We start from the raw sequence: 17,006 nt of genomic DNA, 5'->3' as shown, positions 1-17,006 counted from the left end.
TTTTCTCATTTTATAGTGCTGCGTTTACATCTAATCTTTCTTTTATCGAATAATTCGTTTTTAACCAATGTGCAATATTTTCAATATCCGTTGAGAATATGCGGTCATTTGTAATAGAAGGTACTTGCTGACGCCCTTGATGGTAGAAACTCTTCGTCACTGTACTCATATTTTCAATTCCGCGATATTCTGCCGCTTGCATCGCACAAATCATCTCAATTGAAAGAACACGTCTTGCATTTTGAATAATTTGATGTGCATGGCGTGAAGCAATTGTTCCCATACTTACATGATCTTCCTGGTTAGCTGACGACGGGATTGAATCTACACTCGCTGGATGTGCTAACGTTTTATTTTCAGAAACAAGTGACGCTGCTGCATACTGCATAATCATTGCACCAGACTGAAGTCCTGGTTCTGGACTTAAAAATGGAGGTAAATCATTTAATTGCGGATTTACTAAACGCTCAATACGACGCTCTGAAATATTTGCAAGTTCTGCCATCCCTACTTTTAAGAAGTCCATCGCAAATGCAATTGGTTGACCGTGGAAGTTACCACCTGAAATTACTTTTTCTCCGCCATCAAAAATAAGTGGGTTATCTGTCGCTGCATTCATTTCAATTTCTAGCTTTTCTTTCACATAATTTAAAACTTGCCAAGAAGCACCGTGTACTTGCGGGATACAGCGAAGTGAATAGGCATCCTGTACACGTAGTTCTCCTTGTTTTGTTGTTAACTTACTATCATGAAGAATGTCACGAATTCTGCTTGCTACATCCACTTGCTCTTTATAACCACGTGCTTTATGAACATTTTCATCAAATGCATCAATAATGCCTTGTAACCCTTCAATTGTCATCGAAGCAATTAATTCAGCTTGATACGCCGTTGCTTCTGCTTCTATATAAGAAAGAACTCCTTGCGCTGTCATCGCCTGCGTACCATTAATTAATGCAAGACCTTCTTTCGCTTCAAGTTCAATCGGCTCAAGACCTTCTTCTGTAAGAGCAACCATTGCATGAACGCGTTTCCCCTTATAGAACACTTCACCTTCGCCTAATAATACGAGCGCAAGATGAGATAAAGGTGCTAAATCTCCACTCGCACCAAGCGAACCTTGTTGCGGGACAACTGGGTGAATTTTACGATTTACAAACTCAAGAAGCATATTTACAACAAGCGGTCTTACGCCTGATACTCCTTTAAGCATCGTGTTTGCTCGTAAAATTAACATTCCGCGCGATACTTCTTCCGGGAATGGATCACCTATCCCACATGCATGTGACTGAATTAAATTATGTTGAAGTGCCTTTACATCATCTTTTTGAATTAGCACATCACTAAACTTTCCAAATCCAGTTGTAATACCGTAAACGACTTTTCCGTCCTCTACAATTTTCTCAACTACTTCGCGGCACTCCGCTACCTTTTGCATACTAGTTGGACAAGCTGTTACACCTTCTCCTTCAAGTAATAACCTCTTCATTTCTTCAACTGTCAATGTATGTCCTGTTAACGTAATCATCATTTTTCCTCCTTAAAAAGGCAAAAGGGGACCTTATCTTTTTAAGACAGACTTCTGTCCTAAAAAAAGTAAGGCCCCCTTCTAACTAATAGACTATGGGCAAATCATATGTGATTAATTCCTAAACCAATCGCCTCATGCTCAGATCCTTTTACAGGTGCACCAATCGTTCCATATAATGCAACAGCAACCCATTCGCCTTCTTTTTTTCCGTCGTATGGTGTACCGCGCACAATCGCAAACCGAAGTCCTACTGTACGAAGAACGTCTGCTAACTGAATTTGACCTCTCGTCACTCCGTACAAAGCTTCCATAATTGCATGATAAAGTGCATGTGTTTCTCTGTAAACGTCTGTTTCAATAACTTGGTTGCTCTTAGCCGCTGTTTCCATTGCTGCGACAACCTTTTGCGAATTCATCGAACCCACTTTCCCCGTACAATACTTCCAACCTTTTGGAATGGATAATACAGGACTTTCATTTTCATCCGCAAGTGCCAACAGCATGGCCATACGACCAATTCGATGTGTTCCTTGAAGAAGCATGTGACTCTCTCATTTCTTTTGAATTATTTGAATATTACTTAATTTAAGAATATATGAAAACGGTTAAATCGTCAATAGTTTAAACTCACATTCAAACATTTTTTTAATCTCCTCCATTTGTGTACACAAATGATTTACACAAATTTTTCAGGCGTGCTATAGTCTCACTAACAGATACAAAGGGGCGAGATTTCAATGACAAAGCGAAAAGATATTCATTTTCGAATTGAAGAAAAATTACTTGAAAGGTTTGAATCAGCACTCCATTACGAAGGTTTAAAGAAAACGGATGTATTAACACATGCGATCCAACAATTTTGTACGAAAGTGGAATATGAAAAAATGAATGATGTAAAAAGGCAATATAGCGTCAGTAACAATTTACAAACACGTATCGATACGCATAAACATTACGAAGAAAAACAAGTGAATTTAGATGAAATCGTTATTGAACATTTACAACTTCAAGGGGAAGAAAACATATTAGAAGTTGGGTGCGCTAGCGGAAAATTCCTTTCCCTTTTACAAACAAATGGTCATAAAGGCCCATTAACCGGGTTGGATCAATCCGAAGCTATGCTTGCTGAAGCTGCTAAGACGAATAACTTAATAAAATGGAAACGAGGGGATGCTAGTAAACTCCCTTTCGAAACAAATTATTATGACCTAATAATCGCAAGACATATGTTATATCACATGAAAGATGTTGAAAAAACAATTCAAGGATTCCATAAAGTAATTCGTCCCGGTGGCTCACTTTTAGCTACAACAAATTCTAGTGTTACATTACCTCGTATAGTTGAAATGTGTAACCGCATGTTAGACGCATTTGATTTACCGAAAACAACATCATCAGTCACTCCATTTTGTTTAGAAAACGGTAAAGAGATATTACAATCCGTTTTTCCAACTGTTGAAGAAACAGTTATTCATAATGCGCTCGTTTTTCATCATTCTACCCCAATAGTAAACTATATTTCTAGCATGTTTCCGTCGCTAAATATACCTGATAATACACTTCTTCACGCGGAAATGAAGGTATGGCTAAAAGAAGAAGTAGAAAATGAATTATCACTTCATAACTGTATATGGCGCGATCCGAAAACTTTAGTTATTTATCGGTGTAAAAAAGAAAAAAGCTAGCATTCGCTAGCTTTTATACATTTTCAGATAAAAGTTTCTCCATCATCACATTACCCTTACCGCCATAAAAATTTGTATTATGTTCATTCGCTATCCCAAAGTAAGAGGCAATCGCTATTCCGAATGGTACAAATGCATGTCCTTGTGCTGTAATAATATTTGAGTGTTGCACAACTTCTTTATACACAAAATTTTCTACTGGAAAACAATCAAGTTTTTGATAATCTATGGTCACTGTATACGAGATTTCTTTGAATAAGCCTGCTTTTGCTAGCGCATACGGTCCAGCGCAAATAGCAGCTACTAATTTTTCTTGTTCGTGAAATTGGCGAATGACTGAAAAGAGTCCTTCTGCATCCTTCATATGTATCTCATCCCCACCTGGAATAATAATTCCCTCATATTCTTCTACATGCACTTCCCTTAATTCTATATGTGGTTGCACTTGCAAACCTGTTTCACTTATAATCAATTCTTTTGTTAAGCCCGCTGTAATGATTTCAAATTTATTCTTCAGCAATGCCGTTGCTACTGTTATTTCAAATTCTGCAAATGTTGGGTATACAAGTAAAAGTATTTTTTTCATAGCTCTCTCTCCTTTAACCAGTCCATAAAATATACCTCTAAATCGTCCACTGTTAATCTATTCGTGTCCACATAATTTACAGGAAATTGTTTATACCAGTCTTTTTCAGTTTCTACTAATTTAAATTGCTCCTCAAACGTACTTCTGTTTCTTGTTCTATCATTATTTTTTCTATCATATACATTCTTCTTCGTAACATCTAAGTAAAAAATCGCATCCGAACGGCATTCTCTTAATTCATATAATTCATCTTTCAATTCAGCTTCTATATCCCACTCTTCCCCTATAATCGTTGGATAAAAGAGTGTAAAAAACTCAATATCTTCTGGTCCGCGATCAAAAATTACGACTGAATCTTTCACATTTTGAAACTCCTTAATTTTTGCTTCCATAAACATTTTTTGATTCATAATAAACCCTACTTTTGAATTCATATCTAAATTCAATTTTTTTCGCTTCTCTACAATTGGATATGGATTTTCATATATAACTCGAAACCCTCTCTTTTCTAATCTTTTTGCTAATGTTGTTTTTCCGCTAGCCATCGGCCCTTGCAGTGAAATTACGTATGCCACGCCTCTCATTCCCTTACACTTTAGTACACCTATAATATACAGAATTTTGAAAACTCTAAACATTATATATATCATCTTGTTTCTTATTCTTATCTAACTTATAATGAAAAATAGAGATTATGACGGACGCATCAATAATGTAAGCTTGGAACTCCAAGCTTACATTATTTTTTGCTTTCCCTTTTCTAATAAAAAGAGTATACTATATTAGAACGTATGTTCTTAATAATTACATACAGTAAGGAGATAGAACAATGGTATACGACACAAAAGCAATTTCTTGGAATGAATCTTTAAAACAACTTCAACGCCGCTATACAAACAAACAAGTTGACCGAAAAGAATTTGAGGATATTGAACTGATGGAATTCTTTCGCGATAACGACTACATTTCTTTACCTACACATATAAGCGGCCTATCAAAAACACGTTTTACTTCTTACTCTATTTTCACAACTGAAGATAAAGATCGTAAAGTTGGCACACTTATTATTGAGTATGTTGAAGACGATAATAATAATTTATGTGTTGAACAACTATACTTCGTTTAAACTATAACGCTTGGTCAAAATGACCAAGCGTTCTTGCTTTCTATGAATCTCACTGTATATAATATGAATAAAAGAAAACCGCTATCATTAAGGGGGGGATATGCTTGCTCGAAGGATGGTTCAGTTGGTTCATTGTATTATGGACGGTTATTTTATTAGGGCTTATGTCTATCGGTGGATACTTTATGTTCAGAAAATTTTTAAAACGATTGCCAAAAGAAGACGGCATGTCCATTTTGGATTGGGAAGAACACTACATAAATAAAACGAGACATTTATGGGCTGACGAACAAAAACAATTGTTAGAAGAGCTTGTAAGTCCTGTTCCAGAACTATTTCGCGATGTTGCAAAATCAAAGATCGCTGGAAAAATCGGGGAACTTGCATTACAAGAAAATGCCTCTCAAATTACACAAGACTTAATTATTAAAGGATATATCATTGCCACACCAAAGCGTGATCATAAATTTTTAATTAAAAAACTACAAGAAAAAAAGATTGATTATTCTAACTATCAATCTTTACTCGCAAAGTAACTTCATATTATTTTCGATAAAAAGACAGCGCCTTTGACGCTGTCTTTTTATTTGGTACATATACAGTTTTTAAGTTAGCTTCATATCTTTTTCATTATAAAAACCATCTTCTTTTTCCATTTCCTTCTGTAATTTCGTAAAGGAACGATACATTGCAATTCTCCATGACACAATCATCGCAAACGCTAGTAAGAAGAACATGCCACTAAGTTGTCCTAAATCAAGAGATTGGCTTAAGTATGTTTTAAATACAATCCGCACTACAAGTAATCCAATTAATATAAAAACAAAGGCTTTTGAACGCTTCAAATAAATCTCTTGTCCTCTAATTTCAAATTTAGATGTTTTAATAAGAAAAATAGAGAAAATCAAACCGACACCAATCGCTTCTAACATTTCTGCTGGAGTTAATCGAAATTCAGGAAAAACATACATCAATGCGCCCGTACTCATAAAAAATGGTGGAAGTATAATTTTTTTCAATGTTGCAGGTTTCTTAGCTGCTTTTAAACGAATAAACATCGCACCGACAGCCATACAAACAGCAACGATACTGGATAAAACAACTATGTTCATATTTTCTCATCCTTTTTTGTGGCTATATGCAAAATATACTTTCATTATATGCTTTTCCGTTAGTATTTCCAACATTTTCGCAGAATAATACTAAAAACCGGTAAAACCACCAAATAAACTTGAGAAATATACGATAATTTTCGTCATCCAGTTAAAGTATAGGAAGACACCCATAACAATCATAATATATCCTCCGATTTTCATGAAGGCCATACTATTTCTTTTAATCCAAGACATTTTCGTAATAAAGAATGACAGTACGAAAAACGGGATAGCAAACCCTAGTATGTAAGCAATCATGTAAATCATTGCTGATTCTGGGTTTGTTGCTGCTAATCCAATTACGGACACTAGAATTGGTCCGGTACATGGCGTCCACCCTGCTGCAAAGGCTAATCCAATTAGTACTGATCCAAAATAGCCACTTGGACGATTTTTAAATGTAAATTTACGGTCTTGCATTAAAAATTTCGGCTTAAACACCCCGACAATAATTAAACCGAACACGATGATAAAGATACCACCTAACTGTCTGATTAAATCTTTATAGTCAGTAAAGATTCCTCCAATAAAACTTGTACCAAATCCAATTGCAATAAATATAATTGAAAATCCAAGTAAGAAAAACGCTGTATGTATCATACTTCTTTTGCGAAGCATTGCATTTTCTTCTTTCAATTCAGAAACCGACATACCTGTTATGTACGATAAAAATGCCGGATAAAGCGGTAAGCAACATGGGGAAATAAATGATAAGAACCCGGCGCCAAACGCTAAAAAAATACTAATATCTTGCATCATTCCACTCCTCTCCCTAAATATTGTAACAAAAACACATAAAAATACTATGAACAATTCGTGAAATCACTTTTACAACGTGGCAATAAGAAAAAACATATTTCCTCACAGTTTCTAATAAAACGTTTTCATTTCCTTCTATTATATAGAAAAAACTCAAATGCATTATGAAACTCCTTTAATTGTTATTAACATAACAAAGGTAACATAGTTTCTCAAATAATTAGCACGCTACTAGTACGTCTATATACATATTGGTTTAAAAAATATTTTTTTCAAATGCTATCTCTATACAATGCAAAGTTGATTTTATAATACTTCTACTATTAATAATTTCAAGATTATGCATAAATATCATACTTTTATTATTATTCTATAAAATGTCATACTTTTCTTTCATTTGACCCTTTATTTCTAATTTTGTATACTTCCCTCTAGTTATATATTTTCGATACGGAACAACTTCATATAGATGGGAGGAATTTTTCATGCTTCGTTATTCTCTTTTAGTTTTATTAGGAGCGTGTAGTTATGGAATTTTAGCTATTTTTGTTAAGCTTGCATATGCAGAAGGATTTTCACTTGGAGAGGTAATTGGCAGCCAATATTTGTTCGGTTGGATTATTTTGCTTGCTATTACACTTCTATTTTCTAGACATCGCGTTCCTTTAAAGCAAGCATTACTTTTATTCGTTGCAGGAACATCTGCAAGTTTTACCGGAATTTTTTATTATGCCTCATTAAAAACTGTACCAGCTTCTATTGCAATTATTCTTTTATTCCAATTCGTTTGGGTCGGAATTATCATTGAAGCAGTCGCAACAAAAACATTACCTTCAAGAGAAAAAGTTATTTCTGTTATTTTCTTACTTGTAGGGACATTTTTATCAAGTGGTTTACTAGAACAATCAGCAGGTGCTTTCGATACGACTGGAATCATTTTAGGTTTATTATCTGCTGTTACATTCGCAACATACATTTTCGTGAGCGGAAAAGTTGCTGTTGAAGTACCTTCATTACCGCGCGGTGTTCTCTTAATGACTGGTGCTTTAACTTTAGTCATGATTGTATTCCCACCAACATTTATTTTTAATGGTGCCATTTCTCAAGGTCTTTGGAAATACGGTTTAGGATTAGGAACATTTAGTATCGTCATTCCATCTATTGCCTTTACAATCGGGATTCCAAAAATCGGTTCTGGCTTAGCGACTATTCTTGGTGCAGCGGAACTACCAGTTACAACAATTATGTCAGTATTCGTTTTAAAAGAGGCTGTACTATCTTCACAATGGTTCGGTGTATCACTTATATTAATTGGGATTGCAATCCCGCAAATTGCATACGCAATGCGTGGACGTTATCGTAAACATCATACGCATAAAAAAGTCGCAGCATAAAGTGAAACTTTAATTAGTTGAACCAATCGGGCTTTTATGAGATAAACGAGAGAGGATTTCCATTTGAGAATCCTCTCTTTTATTGTTGTATACTTATGGTAAATATTTTGCTTAAGAAAGAAGGCATACTACATGGTATCTATTTCAAATCACCTAAAAGAAAAACTTATCTCCATCCGCCGACATTTACATGAGTATCCAGAACTATCATATGAAGAGTTCGAAACAACAAAAGCAATAAAAAATTGGTTAGAAGAAAAAAACATTACTATCATTGATTCCAATTTAGAAACAGGAATTATCGCTGAAGTATCTGGTAATAAAAACGGGCCAATTGTAGCAGTTCGTGCTGATATTGATGCCCTTCCTATTCAAGAAGAAACACATGTGTCCTATGCATCTAAAGTGCCAGGGAAAATGCATGCTTGTGGACATGATTTTCATACAGCTGCTATTTTAGGTACTGCTTTCTTATTAAAAGAAAGAGAATCTTCCCTAAATGGAACGATTCGCTTCATATTCCAACCAGCTGAAGAAAGTAGTAATGGCGCTTGCAAAGTTATTGATGCTGGACATTTACGTAATGTGCAAGCGATTTTCGGCATGCATAATAAACCTGATTTACCAGTAGGTACAATTGGCATTAAAGATGGTCCACTGATGGCCGGAGTTGATCGATTTGAAATTGAAATTCACGGAGTTGGTACACACGCGGCTGTACCAGATGCTGGCGTAGATCCTATTGTCGCATCCTCTCAACTTGTGATGGCACTGCAAACAATTGTAAGCCGAAATATAAGTTCATCTCATAATGCGGTTGTTAGTGTTACAAATATTCATGCAGGAAATACGTGGAACGTGATTCCTGAAAAAGCTACGTTAGAAGGAACTATTCGCACGTTCCAAGCTGAAACACGTGAAAAGATCCCAGCACTCATGGAGCGTATTATTAAAGGTGTATCTGATGCATTAGGTGTAAAAACGGAATTCCGTTTTTTTTCAGGTCCTCCTGCTGTTCACAACGATAAAGCTCTTACAGACTTATCTACTCACGTTGCCACAAAGATGAATCTTAATATCATCTCGCCTAGTCCGTCAATGGCTGGAGAAGATTTTTCATTTTACCAACAGGAAATACCAGGTTCATTCGTCTTTATGGGAACGAGCGGTACACATGAATGGCATCATCCTGCTTTTACAATTAATGAAGAGGCACTGCCTATAAGTGCCGAATACTTTGCTTTACTAGCCGAAAGAGCACTTAAACAATTCTCATAAAAAAAGCCGTTCAAAGTGTGCATCTCAGCACCCTGAACGGCTTTTCTTATTAAGTTAAATCACGTTTTAAAAACACAGTATATGAAATACATAAAAATACGAACAAATAAAGTAGTAACATACATGATGCAAACGGGAATGTTACTCCATCAATAAAACTTCCATTCTTTGAAATACTATATAAATCTGTGTTTGCTGGCAATAAATATTTCGCCCAGTTATATCTAGTGGCTGCTAATAACGCAATATTGCCTGATAAAGCAAGGAATAGTGAAATACCAATTGCACCTCCACTAGATCTCGTTAACACAGAAATCATAAATGCAAACGATGCATACACAACCGTTGGTAACCACGATAAAACATAATATTTACTTGCTTCCACAAAAATATTTTGTTTTATTATATTTCCATCTTGGAAAATAAACTCACTCCATGCAGGCTGTTGGAATTTATAAATAACAAGTCCACATAAAGCGGAGAAAATCATATTAAATATAAACAATAAAGCTGCAAATATAACGATTGCTAAAAACTTTGCTGTTAAAATTTTAAATCGACTCGCCGGACGGATTGTTAAAAATTTATATGTTCCCCAACTATATTCATTCGCAAAAATTGTACTTGCATACACGAGGATAAATGGGAGCAAAATTGGAAATACGATAAAACCTGTATCTCTCATGAAAGAAAGTGGAGAACTGCTTGCCGGTGCTGTATCCGTATCTAAATGCTTCATCTTAAGCTGGTATTCTTTTACAAGCTCATCCCCTGATTTTTCTGCTAAAATAGCTTCTTTTTTCATGCCAAGCTTTTTCTCAATTTCTACAGTACGTTCTGTATAATCTACTTTCCATCCTTTTGTTTCCGGTTCAAAATACTTTACCGTAACCCACCCTAATCCGATTATTAATACTGCAATAACCGCAAATGGAATAATCGTTCGCTTCCGCTTAAATATTTTATACAGTTCGTTATATACTAAATTAAACAATATCTTTTCCCCCTGTTAATTCTAAAAATTGCTCTTCTAACGTTTTTCTTTCTTCATATACACGATACACTTGAATATTTTTCTCAAGCAATGTACGAATAACATTTGGGATTTCTTCATCTTTTACGTTAATAATTAATTCATTATCTTCTACTAAAACATCATGCCCTAACATTTCCGCTGCTTTATTCACATCATCTACACGTATACGGATCGTCTCCATCTCTTCACTTTGACTATGCTGAATATTTTGCGTAGCCACATATTCCCCGTGCTGAATAATGATAACTCTGTCACACATTAATTCAACTTCTGAAAGTAAGTGACTCGATACAAGTACAGCTTTTCCTTGTTCATGTGCAATTTTTTTTATGTACATTCTCATTTCATGTATTCCACTAGGGTCTAATCCATTCGTCGGTTCATCTAGTACCAACACATCCGGATCGTGAATAAGCGCCTGAGCGATTCCTAAACGTTGTCTCATGCCGAGTGAATATGCTTTTACTTTACGATTAATTACTTGTCCCATTCCTAACAATTTCACTACTTCATCGATACGCTCTTCGGTCACATTACCATTCATTCGTCCGAAATATGTTAAATTTTCATACCCGCTCAAAAAAGGATAAAATTCGGGTGTCTCAATTACCGCCCCAATTTTCGCAGCGGTTTTTTCAAATTGCTGTTTCACAGATTGACCATCAATCCATACTTCACCTTCTGTCATACGGATCATACCAACCATCATTCTCATTAAAGTCGTTTTTCCAGCACCGTTTGGTCCGAGTAAACCGACAACCTCGCCTTTTTTCACTTCAAAACTAATATTTTGTACAAGTGTCTTTGATCCGATTCGCTTCGTTAACCGATCGACTTTTACAATTGATTGTTCATTTGTCATTCTATACAACCTTTCCTTCCCATTCTTTGTCAGGTCTTTTCACTGTAACATGATTATTTTTATGTGTAAAATAGAAAAAAGCATGATTTCTCATGCCCTTTCTTTTAATCGCAACGAATTTTCATCTTTTAAACTTCGAAAAAAATGATAACATTGCATCATCGTTATTAAAACGACAGTCATCATAATTATACTAATAATTACAACTGCATATATTGTAATTGGCGCACTATTTACTCCTTGTATCCCTGCGATTTTCATAAAGATAACCGTGAATAATTTCAAAAATAGCATCCCATTAATTAATCCGAAAACAAATGCTGCTCCATAAATGAATAATTGCTCCTGACATAATAAACATAGTACTTCTTTTCTTTTCATATTTTCTGCTACATAAGATGTAAACTCCTCTCTCCTCACTAGCAAAAGGGAGTACATCATTTTATATGTAGTAAAAATACATATGAAAATTAGTACAATAAACAGTGTGTAAAAATACATTTGAAATACAAATGCATCCCCTACTTTCAAAATAGCTCCTTCATTAAATTGTAACGATATCATAAAAAACAAAATCATAGTACTCATAGCAATCCAAATAAATTGCTTCATCCTTTTGGTAGCAAATGTTCTAATATTTTTTCTCGCTAACCGACATAAAGACATAAAATTCTTCCCCTACCTTATTACATACGCATTCTATACTACTAGTGTATAAAAATATGACATTTTAAACATCGCACTACAATCGGAATTTCTTCTAAGTCTTTAGTCCTAGAAAACGAAATGATAAAAAAAGCATATTTAGAATATAATTGTAAAAAGGAGGAGATTGCATGCGTATAAAATTACTATTAATCTTGTCTTTATTATTACTCACAAGTTGTAGCCAACTAAAAAACAATGAAGTTGCCATTGTTGAGCCATACAAATTAACAAAAGAGCAAGCTTCTATTTTACAAATGACTCCTTTTCAAGAAGGAAATAGCATGTTTTATAACATTACGCTTAAAAATGATAAAGATGAATTAAATGCTACAATTGATTATTATAACAATGGTAAAAAAACAAAAGAAATCGCTTACATTGCTACCTCACATTTTCTAGAAAAGAAAATAAAACTCTCTTTCATATCGCCATACCCCCACTTTAATGAAGATGTACAAGAAAAAGGGCAATGGTATATTAATATTAATGGTGGTTCAACACTTGTTCCTGAAGAAGCGCCACCAAGCGTAAATAGCTCTGCAACTACTACAATCCAATCTATAAAAAATTTAAAATACAATCAAAAAACAATTTTAGCTGCTGTAATCCAAACCAGTAAAGAAACTGTAAGCGTTCCTATCATTGATGAAGAAACAGGTATTGATCTACTCTTAAAAGAAAATGAACACGTTTATCTATTTAGTATCGAGCTAAAAAAAGAACAATAAAGCGGAAATGCAACTTAAGTTGCATTTCCGCTTTATTGTTTAATAAGGTGTACTTTTATGGATCTGAATTAAATCCATTTTCTGTTACTACTATTACTCGTCTTCTACTTCTATTCTTTTCTTCTCTCTTGCAATTTTTAAAAACTCTAGCAGCTCTGGATTACTATTCATTTTTTTGTAAGCCACTGACATTTCTGCAACAAAATTAGAATCATATAACTCTTTATATACAACTTCTGTTTTATATAACTTATTTGCCGACACGGGTATTACTGTAATTCCAATCCCTGCTGCTACAAGCCCCATAACTGTTTGATACTCTGTTGCTTCTTGTACAATACGCGGACTAAATCCAACTTCTCTGCAAAGAGATAAAATTGTATCATACAAAGCTGGCCATACTGGTCTCGTAATAAATACAAACGGCTCATCTCGTAAATCTTCTATATGTATTTCACCTTTCTCTGCAAGCGGATGTGCCTTTGGTAAACATAAGGTGCAAGATAACCTTTGAATTGGCTCTAATTCTAATAATTGCGTTGGAATTGGTGGACGTAAAAAGCCAATATCAATACGGTTATCATGAAGTGCATGAACTTGATCTGGTGTTGACAATTCATGTAATGCAACAGACACTCTCGGAAATTTCTTTCTATATTCCCTAACAATTGATGGTAAAATATCATATATCGCCGCACCTACAAAACCAATTGAAAGTGATCCTACTTCTCCCCTTTGCGCACTTTGTGCAACTTCTACTGCTTTTTCAATTTGTTCAAACGCTTTTTTTACTTCTTTTAAAAACATTTCTCCTGCTTCTGTTAGTTCAACCTTTCTTTTCGTTCTTGAAAATAATGTAACTCCCATTTCTTTTTCTAATTGCTGTATTTGTTGACTAAGTGGTGGTTGTGTCATTTGTAAACGAGCAGCCGCCCGTCCAAAGTGTAACTCTTCTGCCACAACAACAAAATATTGCAAATGCCGTAATTCCATTTTTGGACACCCTTTTCACTTTCGATTAATATGTCTAATATATTAATAACATATAATTTATATATTAGACAAATATTTTGAATGAACGTATAGTAGAAATTGTTAATTCTTTTTTACAATTTTTATGTAAAAAAAGAAAGAGGGGTTACTGTATGAAATGGTGGAAGTTAAGCGGACAAATTTTATTACTATTTTGTTTCGCTTGGACAGGTGAATGGATTGCAAAACAGGCACACCTCCCAGTTCCAGGAAGTATAATCGGTATTTTTTTATTATTAATTTCATTAAAATTTAACCTAGTTAAAAAAGAATGGATACAGGACGGAGCAGATTTTTTATTAAAAGAACTTATTTTATTTTTCATCCCTTCTGCAGTCGCTGTCATACGTTACAGAGATACACTAACACAATATGGAATCGATCTCATTTTAATTATTATGATTAGCACTCTTTGCGTTACCTTAGTTACAGGACTTTTAACAGAATTGCTACTAAAGCGGAAAGGATCAACGCAATGATCGGATTTCTTTGTTTACTATTAACACTATTCACATATTGGCTATCAAAAAAAATGTATCAACGCTGGAATTGGAGTCTACTTTCTCCTCTTCTCGTCTGTCCCATTATTTTAATTGCTTTATTGCTCGGATTAGATACACCTTATGAAACATACGAAACTGGTGGTCACTGGTTAACTGAATTATTAAAACCCGCAACAGTTGCTTTTGCATGGCCAATCTATAAATACTTTGATTTATTAAAGAAACATGGAATGGCTATCTTACTTAATGTCATTGTCGGTTCGTTTTTATCAGTCATTACTTCAGCACTACTAGCAAATTATTTTCAAATTGATTCATCACTAGAACATAGTTTAGCGCCACATATCGTAACAACACCAATCGCAATGGCTATTTCAGAAATGATTGGTGGTATGTCACAATTAACTGCTGTCTTTGTCGTTTTAACTGCCTTAACAGGAGCATTGCTCGGTCCTTCTCTCATACGTATTTGCCGTATTAAAACAGCAATTGCAAAAGGTATTATGTTAGGAACGAGCGCAAACGGAACCGGTACATCAAAAGCATTCGAAATCGGTCCTGTGGAAGGAACAATTGCAAGTTTATCCATGCTTTTAACAGCAGGCGCTAGTTTAGTTATCGTTCCGCTTTTCTTGTCTTGGATACATTAAAGAAGCAAGTATTTACATACTTGCTTCTTTATTTATATATTGGCACAGCAATTCATAATCCTCTGGAAAAGCTAAACACAATTGTTCAACTTCATATATCCCTTTCCAAGCAATTTCATGTATTAACTCATCAGGATCTTGGATTTTCATATTACCGCCTATTTGTTTAACAAAATAATAATGGACATACACTGGAATTCCGTATGTAATACCCTCTTTTTCATATATTTTATTTACAACTTCCACATTGTAACCTGTTTCTTCCCAAACTTCCCTGATACAACATTCTTCTAGTGTCTCTCCCTTTTCAAGTCCTCCACTTGGGACAGACCACCTTTTTTCTTCTCCCTCTTTGCCCTGCAATACCATTAAAACTTCATTTTTTTCATTTACACATACCGCTGCACTACCTATCCATCTCTCCATAAACATCCCTCCCCTACTAAAATTCGCCTTCTTTATTATTTTCCCCTTGAAAAAAAGAGGAAAATAATAAAACAATGACGAAAAGTTACATCAACTTCATAGACAATCCCTTCTTAGAAATTAAAACTGGAAGGATGAAAATATGATTTCTAATTATGTTGTGGAATGTGTCTTTTGTGAAGAAAATCGAAAACCTCGCCAAGCTATTGTCACAGTTCCCGCCACTACTCAGCTACTAGCCCTTGAAAAAGTGCGCGCGGAATGCAAACGTCGCTTCGGAAAAACTGTATTATTGCAAACAGAAATTAAAGAAGAAATAATTTTCGAACAAAAAGAAAGCTGACCATAAATTGGTCAGCTTTCATATCCGATCATATTTTCACATGAAGATTAGGGGCATCCTCTTTAAGGATCGGGATTTTCCCATTATGTACGTTCCATAATGGTCATCGAACAATATATTTCTATGCAATTAACTATTGAATAGAATAGGGCAAAACTTGTTCGCATTTTTAGAAAAGGGATAGGGATATAATTCAAGTAGTACTTCGAATACTCGAACTTTACACTCATAATATTAAAACAAATCCTTTTATATGGGAAATATGAATTACCTATATAATTCATTCGTAAAATATATTAATAGTTTGCTATATTAATTTTATCCCGCTATTTGTAGGCAGTAACCCCCTACTGATTATAATTTCACTTTATTCCATCAATAGCATACATCCAGCTAAAACCGGTGTCATAATCATCGAAAACCTCAAAAGCGTTCGCGGTGCATAATTTGTAAACTTCGCGCCAATGTATGCCCCTAACATGGTCCCAATCAATACTTGCAATAACAATATATAATCTAAATATCCTTCCGAACTATATCCTAGCCCGCCTCCAATTGCAATCGGTAATATAACAAGCATTGTTGTCCCTACAGATTGCTGAATCGTAAGTCCCAATAGAACCATTAATCCAAGTTGAATAAACGGTGCAGAACCAATCCCAAATGAACCAGCCATCATTCCAGTAACTAATCCAAGGCATACACATTTCAACAAGTAGTTCGCGGAAAACTCTTTATGTTTATATAAAGACGACTGTTCTTTGTTTTTGAACATAATTAATTTAATAAACATAAAAATTGCCGATAAAAATAACATCCCAGCTGTAAACCAATGAAGAAGATGTGCTGGTATAAGTGAACCAAATTTAGAACCAATATAAGAGCCAATTGCGCCAAATCCCCCAACAATCCCGCCTATAATAAGTGCAACATTGCCTTCACGGTAATGACTTACAACACCTGATAATGTCGTAAATGCCATTGCAGTTAAAGATGTTGCAAGAGCAACATGAATAGGAATTTGGAATACTAAAGTGAGTATCGCGATAATAAACCCAGCTCCTCCAGCTCCAACAAATCCTAATAAAATACCCATTACTAACATTGTTATAATAATTGCCACAGACTTTCCCTCCAGTAACACAATTATCCATCATATTTATCCTTACATACAAATAAAAAGCATCCTAGACGGATGCTTTTTA

22 protein-coding genes are annotated in these 17,006 nt (G+C 34.7%); 9 read left to right on the top strand and 13 right to left on the bottom strand.

What is annotated here, in order from left to right; translation table 11 throughout:
* Positions 1-10 precede the first annotated feature (10 nt).
* Both hutH and hutP read right to left on the bottom strand, forming a co-directional pair.
* Positions 11-1,528 (bottom strand): histidine ammonia-lyase, encoded by a 1,518-nt coding sequence (gene hutH, locus MR170_RS04770; RefSeq protein ID WP_000631871.1) that lies wholly within the window; start codon positions 1,526-1,528, stop codon positions 11-13.
* 104 nt (positions 1,529-1,632) lie between these two features.
* Complete coding sequence (hutP, locus tag MR170_RS04765) at positions 1,633-2,073, bottom strand: hut operon transcriptional regulator HutP (RefSeq protein WP_000926516.1); 441 nt, start codon at positions 2,071-2,073, stop codon at positions 1,633-1,635.
* 195 nt (positions 2,074-2,268) lie between these two features.
* Here hutP and MR170_RS04760 point away from each other — a divergent pair, with 195 nt between their 5' ends.
* Positions 2,269-3,216 carry a class I SAM-dependent methyltransferase gene (locus MR170_RS04760; RefSeq protein WP_242307391.1) on the top strand — a complete coding sequence of 316 codons (948 nt, stop codon included), beginning with the start codon at positions 2,269-2,271 and terminating at the stop codon, positions 3,214-3,216.
* A 13-nt stretch (positions 3,217-3,229) separates the two neighbouring features.
* Here MR170_RS04760 and MR170_RS04755 read toward each other — a convergent pair whose 3' ends face one another.
* Positions 3,230-3,802 (bottom strand): DJ-1/PfpI family protein, encoded by a 573-nt coding sequence (locus tag MR170_RS04755; RefSeq protein WP_016080634.1) that lies wholly within the window; start codon positions 3,800-3,802, stop codon positions 3,230-3,232.
* The gene (locus tag MR170_RS04750; RefSeq protein ID WP_242307390.1) at positions 3,799-4,386 is read right to left on the bottom strand and encodes an AAA family ATPase; all 588 of its coding nucleotides are present in this window, start codon (positions 4,384-4,386) and stop codon (positions 3,799-3,801) included. Before MR170_RS04750 ends, MR170_RS04755 begins: the two co-directional genes overlap by 4 nt.
* Positions 4,387-4,631: 245 nt before the next feature.
* On the opposite strand from MR170_RS04750, the gene MR170_RS04745 reads away from it, so the two are divergent.
* Together MR170_RS04745 and MR170_RS04740 are read left to right on the top strand one after the other, a co-directional pair.
* Complete coding sequence (locus tag MR170_RS04745) at positions 4,632-4,928, top strand: hypothetical protein (protein ID WP_000262400.1); 297 nt, start codon at positions 4,632-4,634, stop codon at positions 4,926-4,928.
* A 104-nt stretch (positions 4,929-5,032) separates the two neighbouring features.
* Positions 5,033-5,464: a DUF2621 domain-containing protein gene (locus MR170_RS04740; RefSeq protein ID WP_000889371.1), complete on the top strand. Its 432-nt coding sequence runs from the start codon at positions 5,033-5,035 to the stop codon at positions 5,462-5,464.
* A 69-nt stretch (positions 5,465-5,533) separates the two neighbouring features.
* On the opposite strand, the gene MR170_RS04735 is transcribed toward MR170_RS04740, so the two are convergent.
* From MR170_RS04735 to MR170_RS32440, 3 genes are all read right to left on the bottom strand, one after another.
* Positions 5,534-6,040 carry a CcdC family protein gene (locus MR170_RS04735; RefSeq protein ID WP_001028640.1) on the bottom strand — a complete coding sequence of 169 codons (507 nt, stop codon included), beginning with the start codon at positions 6,038-6,040 and terminating at the stop codon, positions 5,534-5,536.
* A 90-nt stretch (positions 6,041-6,130) separates the two neighbouring features.
* Entirely contained in the window at positions 6,131-6,838 is a 708-nt protein-coding gene (gene ccdA / locus MR170_RS04730; protein WP_001152674.1) for a cytochrome c-type biogenesis protein CcdA, read from the bottom strand.
* A 16-nt stretch (positions 6,839-6,854) separates the two neighbouring features.
* Positions 6,855-7,004 (bottom strand): hypothetical protein, encoded by a 150-nt coding sequence (locus MR170_RS32440; protein ID WP_002152557.1) that lies wholly within the window; start codon positions 7,002-7,004, stop codon positions 6,855-6,857.
* A gap of 322 nt (positions 7,005-7,326) precedes the next feature.
* Between MR170_RS32440 and MR170_RS04725 the strand changes: the two genes are divergently transcribed.
* Together MR170_RS04725 and MR170_RS04720 are read left to right on the top strand one after the other, a co-directional pair.
* The gene (locus MR170_RS04725) at positions 7,327-8,235 is read left to right on the top strand and encodes an EamA family transporter (RefSeq protein WP_000947043.1); all 909 of its coding nucleotides are present in this window, start codon (positions 7,327-7,329) and stop codon (positions 8,233-8,235) included.
* Positions 8,236-8,367: 132 nt separating this feature from the next.
* Entirely contained in the window at positions 8,368-9,513 is a 1,146-nt protein-coding gene (locus tag MR170_RS04720) for a M20 peptidase aminoacylase family protein (RefSeq protein ID WP_043936447.1), read from the top strand.
* Between the two features lie 49 nt (positions 9,514-9,562).
* Here MR170_RS04720 and MR170_RS04715 read toward each other — a convergent pair whose 3' ends face one another.
* From MR170_RS04715 to MR170_RS04705, 3 genes are all read right to left on the bottom strand, one after another.
* Positions 9,563-10,507 (bottom strand): ABC transporter permease, encoded by a 945-nt coding sequence (locus MR170_RS04715; RefSeq protein WP_000482759.1) that lies wholly within the window; start codon positions 10,505-10,507, stop codon positions 9,563-9,565.
* The gene (locus MR170_RS04710) at positions 10,500-11,411 is read right to left on the bottom strand and encodes an ABC transporter ATP-binding protein (protein WP_242307388.1); all 912 of its coding nucleotides are present in this window, start codon (positions 11,409-11,411) and stop codon (positions 10,500-10,502) included. The genes MR170_RS04715 and MR170_RS04710 overlap by 8 nt, the downstream gene beginning before the upstream one ends.
* Positions 11,412-11,501: 90 nt before the next feature.
* Positions 11,502-12,077: an ABC transporter permease family protein gene (locus tag MR170_RS04705; protein ID WP_242307384.1), complete on the bottom strand. Its 576-nt coding sequence runs from the start codon at positions 12,075-12,077 to the stop codon at positions 11,502-11,504.
* Positions 12,078-12,247: 170 nt separating this feature from the next.
* On the opposite strand from MR170_RS04705, the gene MR170_RS04700 reads away from it, so the two are divergent.
* Entirely contained in the window at positions 12,248-12,847 is a 600-nt protein-coding gene (locus MR170_RS04700; RefSeq protein ID WP_242307382.1) for a histidine kinase, read from the top strand.
* A 93-nt stretch (positions 12,848-12,940) separates the two neighbouring features.
* Here the strand turns inward: MR170_RS04700 and alsR are convergent, their stop codons facing one another.
* Positions 12,941-13,840 carry an acetoin biosynthesis transcriptional regulator AlsR gene (gene alsR, locus MR170_RS04695; protein ID WP_242307380.1) on the bottom strand — a complete coding sequence of 300 codons (900 nt, stop codon included), beginning with the start codon at positions 13,838-13,840 and terminating at the stop codon, positions 12,941-12,943.
* Positions 13,841-13,992: 152 nt separating this feature from the next.
* Here alsR and MR170_RS04690 point away from each other — a divergent pair, with 152 nt between their 5' ends.
* Together MR170_RS04690 and MR170_RS04685 are read left to right on the top strand one after the other, a co-directional pair.
* Positions 13,993-14,358 carry a CidA/LrgA family holin-like protein gene (locus MR170_RS04690; RefSeq protein ID WP_000872365.1) on the top strand — a complete coding sequence of 122 codons (366 nt, stop codon included), beginning with the start codon at positions 13,993-13,995 and terminating at the stop codon, positions 14,356-14,358.
* Positions 14,355-15,032, top strand: coding sequence for an LrgB family protein (locus MR170_RS04685; RefSeq protein ID WP_016080627.1), 678 nt, complete (start codon positions 14,355-14,357; stop codon positions 15,030-15,032). The genes MR170_RS04690 and MR170_RS04685 overlap by 4 nt, the downstream gene beginning before the upstream one ends.
* A gap of 12 nt (positions 15,033-15,044) precedes the next feature.
* On the opposite strand, the gene MR170_RS04680 is transcribed toward MR170_RS04685, so the two are convergent.
* On the bottom strand, positions 15,045-15,458 hold the full coding sequence (locus MR170_RS04680) for an NUDIX hydrolase (protein WP_000442974.1): 414 nt from the start codon (positions 15,456-15,458) through the stop codon (positions 15,045-15,047).
* A 142-nt stretch (positions 15,459-15,600) separates the two neighbouring features.
* Between MR170_RS04680 and MR170_RS04675 the strand changes: the two genes are divergently transcribed.
* Entirely contained in the window at positions 15,601-15,801 is a 201-nt protein-coding gene (locus MR170_RS04675; RefSeq protein WP_000625226.1) for a DUF3903 domain-containing protein, read from the top strand.
* A 367-nt stretch (positions 15,802-16,168) separates the two neighbouring features.
* Here MR170_RS04675 and MR170_RS04670 read toward each other — a convergent pair whose 3' ends face one another.
* Entirely contained in the window at positions 16,169-16,924 is a 756-nt protein-coding gene (locus MR170_RS04670; RefSeq protein WP_016080626.1) for a sulfite exporter TauE/SafE family protein, read from the bottom strand.
* Positions 16,925-17,006: the final 82 nt, after the last annotated feature.

Origin of the sequence: Bacillus cereus group sp. BfR-BA-01524 (assembly GCF_022662595.1) — a bacterium.
Taxonomy (GTDB): domain Bacteria; phylum Bacillota; class Bacilli; order Bacillales; family Bacillaceae_G; genus Bacillus_A; species Bacillus_A thuringiensis_S.
This window is presented reverse-complemented; position numbering and strand designations above follow the sequence as displayed.

Bases quoted from the DNA above. Each gene is read 5' to 3' on its own strand.
- hutH (WP_000631871.1), bottom strand. From the start codon at position 1,528: ATGATTACGTTAACAGGACATACATTGACAGTTGAAGAAATGAAGAGG.
- hutP (WP_000926516.1), bottom strand. From the start codon at position 2,073: ATGCTTCTTCAAGGAACACATCGAATTGGTCGTATGGCCATGCTGTTG.
- MR170_RS04760 (WP_242307391.1), top strand. From the start codon at position 2,269: ATGACAAAGCGAAAAGATATTCATTTTCGAATTGAAGAAAAATTACTT.
- MR170_RS04755 (WP_016080634.1), bottom strand. From the start codon at position 3,802: ATGAAAAAAATACTTTTACTTGTATACCCAACATTTGCAGAATTTGAA.
- MR170_RS04750 (WP_242307390.1), bottom strand. From the start codon at position 4,386: ATGAGAGGCGTGGCATACGTAATTTCACTGCAAGGGCCGATGGCTAGC.
- MR170_RS04745 (WP_000262400.1), top strand. From the start codon at position 4,632: ATGGTATACGACACAAAAGCAATTTCTTGGAATGAATCTTTAAAACAA.
- MR170_RS04735 (WP_001028640.1), bottom strand. From the start codon at position 6,040: ATGAACATAGTTGTTTTATCCAGTATCGTTGCTGTTTGTATGGCTGTC.
- ccdA (WP_001152674.1), bottom strand. From the start codon at position 6,838: ATGCAAGATATTAGTATTTTTTTAGCGTTTGGCGCCGGGTTCTTATCA.
- MR170_RS32440 (WP_002152557.1), bottom strand. From the start codon at position 7,004: ATGCATTTGAGTTTTTTCTATATAATAGAAGGAAATGAAAACGTTTTA.
- MR170_RS04725 (WP_000947043.1), top strand. From the start codon at position 7,327: ATGCTTCGTTATTCTCTTTTAGTTTTATTAGGAGCGTGTAGTTATGGA.
- MR170_RS04720 (WP_043936447.1), top strand. From the start codon at position 8,368: ATGGTATCTATTTCAAATCACCTAAAAGAAAAACTTATCTCCATCCGC.
- MR170_RS04710 (WP_242307388.1), bottom strand. From the start codon at position 11,411: ATGACAAATGAACAATCAATTGTAAAAGTCGATCGGTTAACGAAGCGA.
- MR170_RS04705 (WP_242307384.1), bottom strand. From the start codon at position 12,077: ATGTCTTTATGTCGGTTAGCGAGAAAAAATATTAGAACATTTGCTACC.
- MR170_RS04700 (WP_242307382.1), top strand. From the start codon at position 12,248: ATGCGTATAAAATTACTATTAATCTTGTCTTTATTATTACTCACAAGT.
- alsR (WP_242307380.1), bottom strand. From the start codon at position 13,840: ATGGAATTACGGCATTTGCAATATTTTGTTGTTGTGGCAGAAGAGTTA.
- MR170_RS04690 (WP_000872365.1), top strand. From the start codon at position 13,993: ATGAAATGGTGGAAGTTAAGCGGACAAATTTTATTACTATTTTGTTTC.
- MR170_RS04685 (WP_016080627.1), top strand. From the start codon at position 14,355: ATGATCGGATTTCTTTGTTTACTATTAACACTATTCACATATTGGCTA.
- MR170_RS04680 (WP_000442974.1), bottom strand. From the start codon at position 15,458: ATGGAGAGATGGATAGGTAGTGCAGCGGTATGTGTAAATGAAAAAAAT.
- MR170_RS04675 (WP_000625226.1), top strand. From the start codon at position 15,601: ATGATTTCTAATTATGTTGTGGAATGTGTCTTTTGTGAAGAAAATCGA.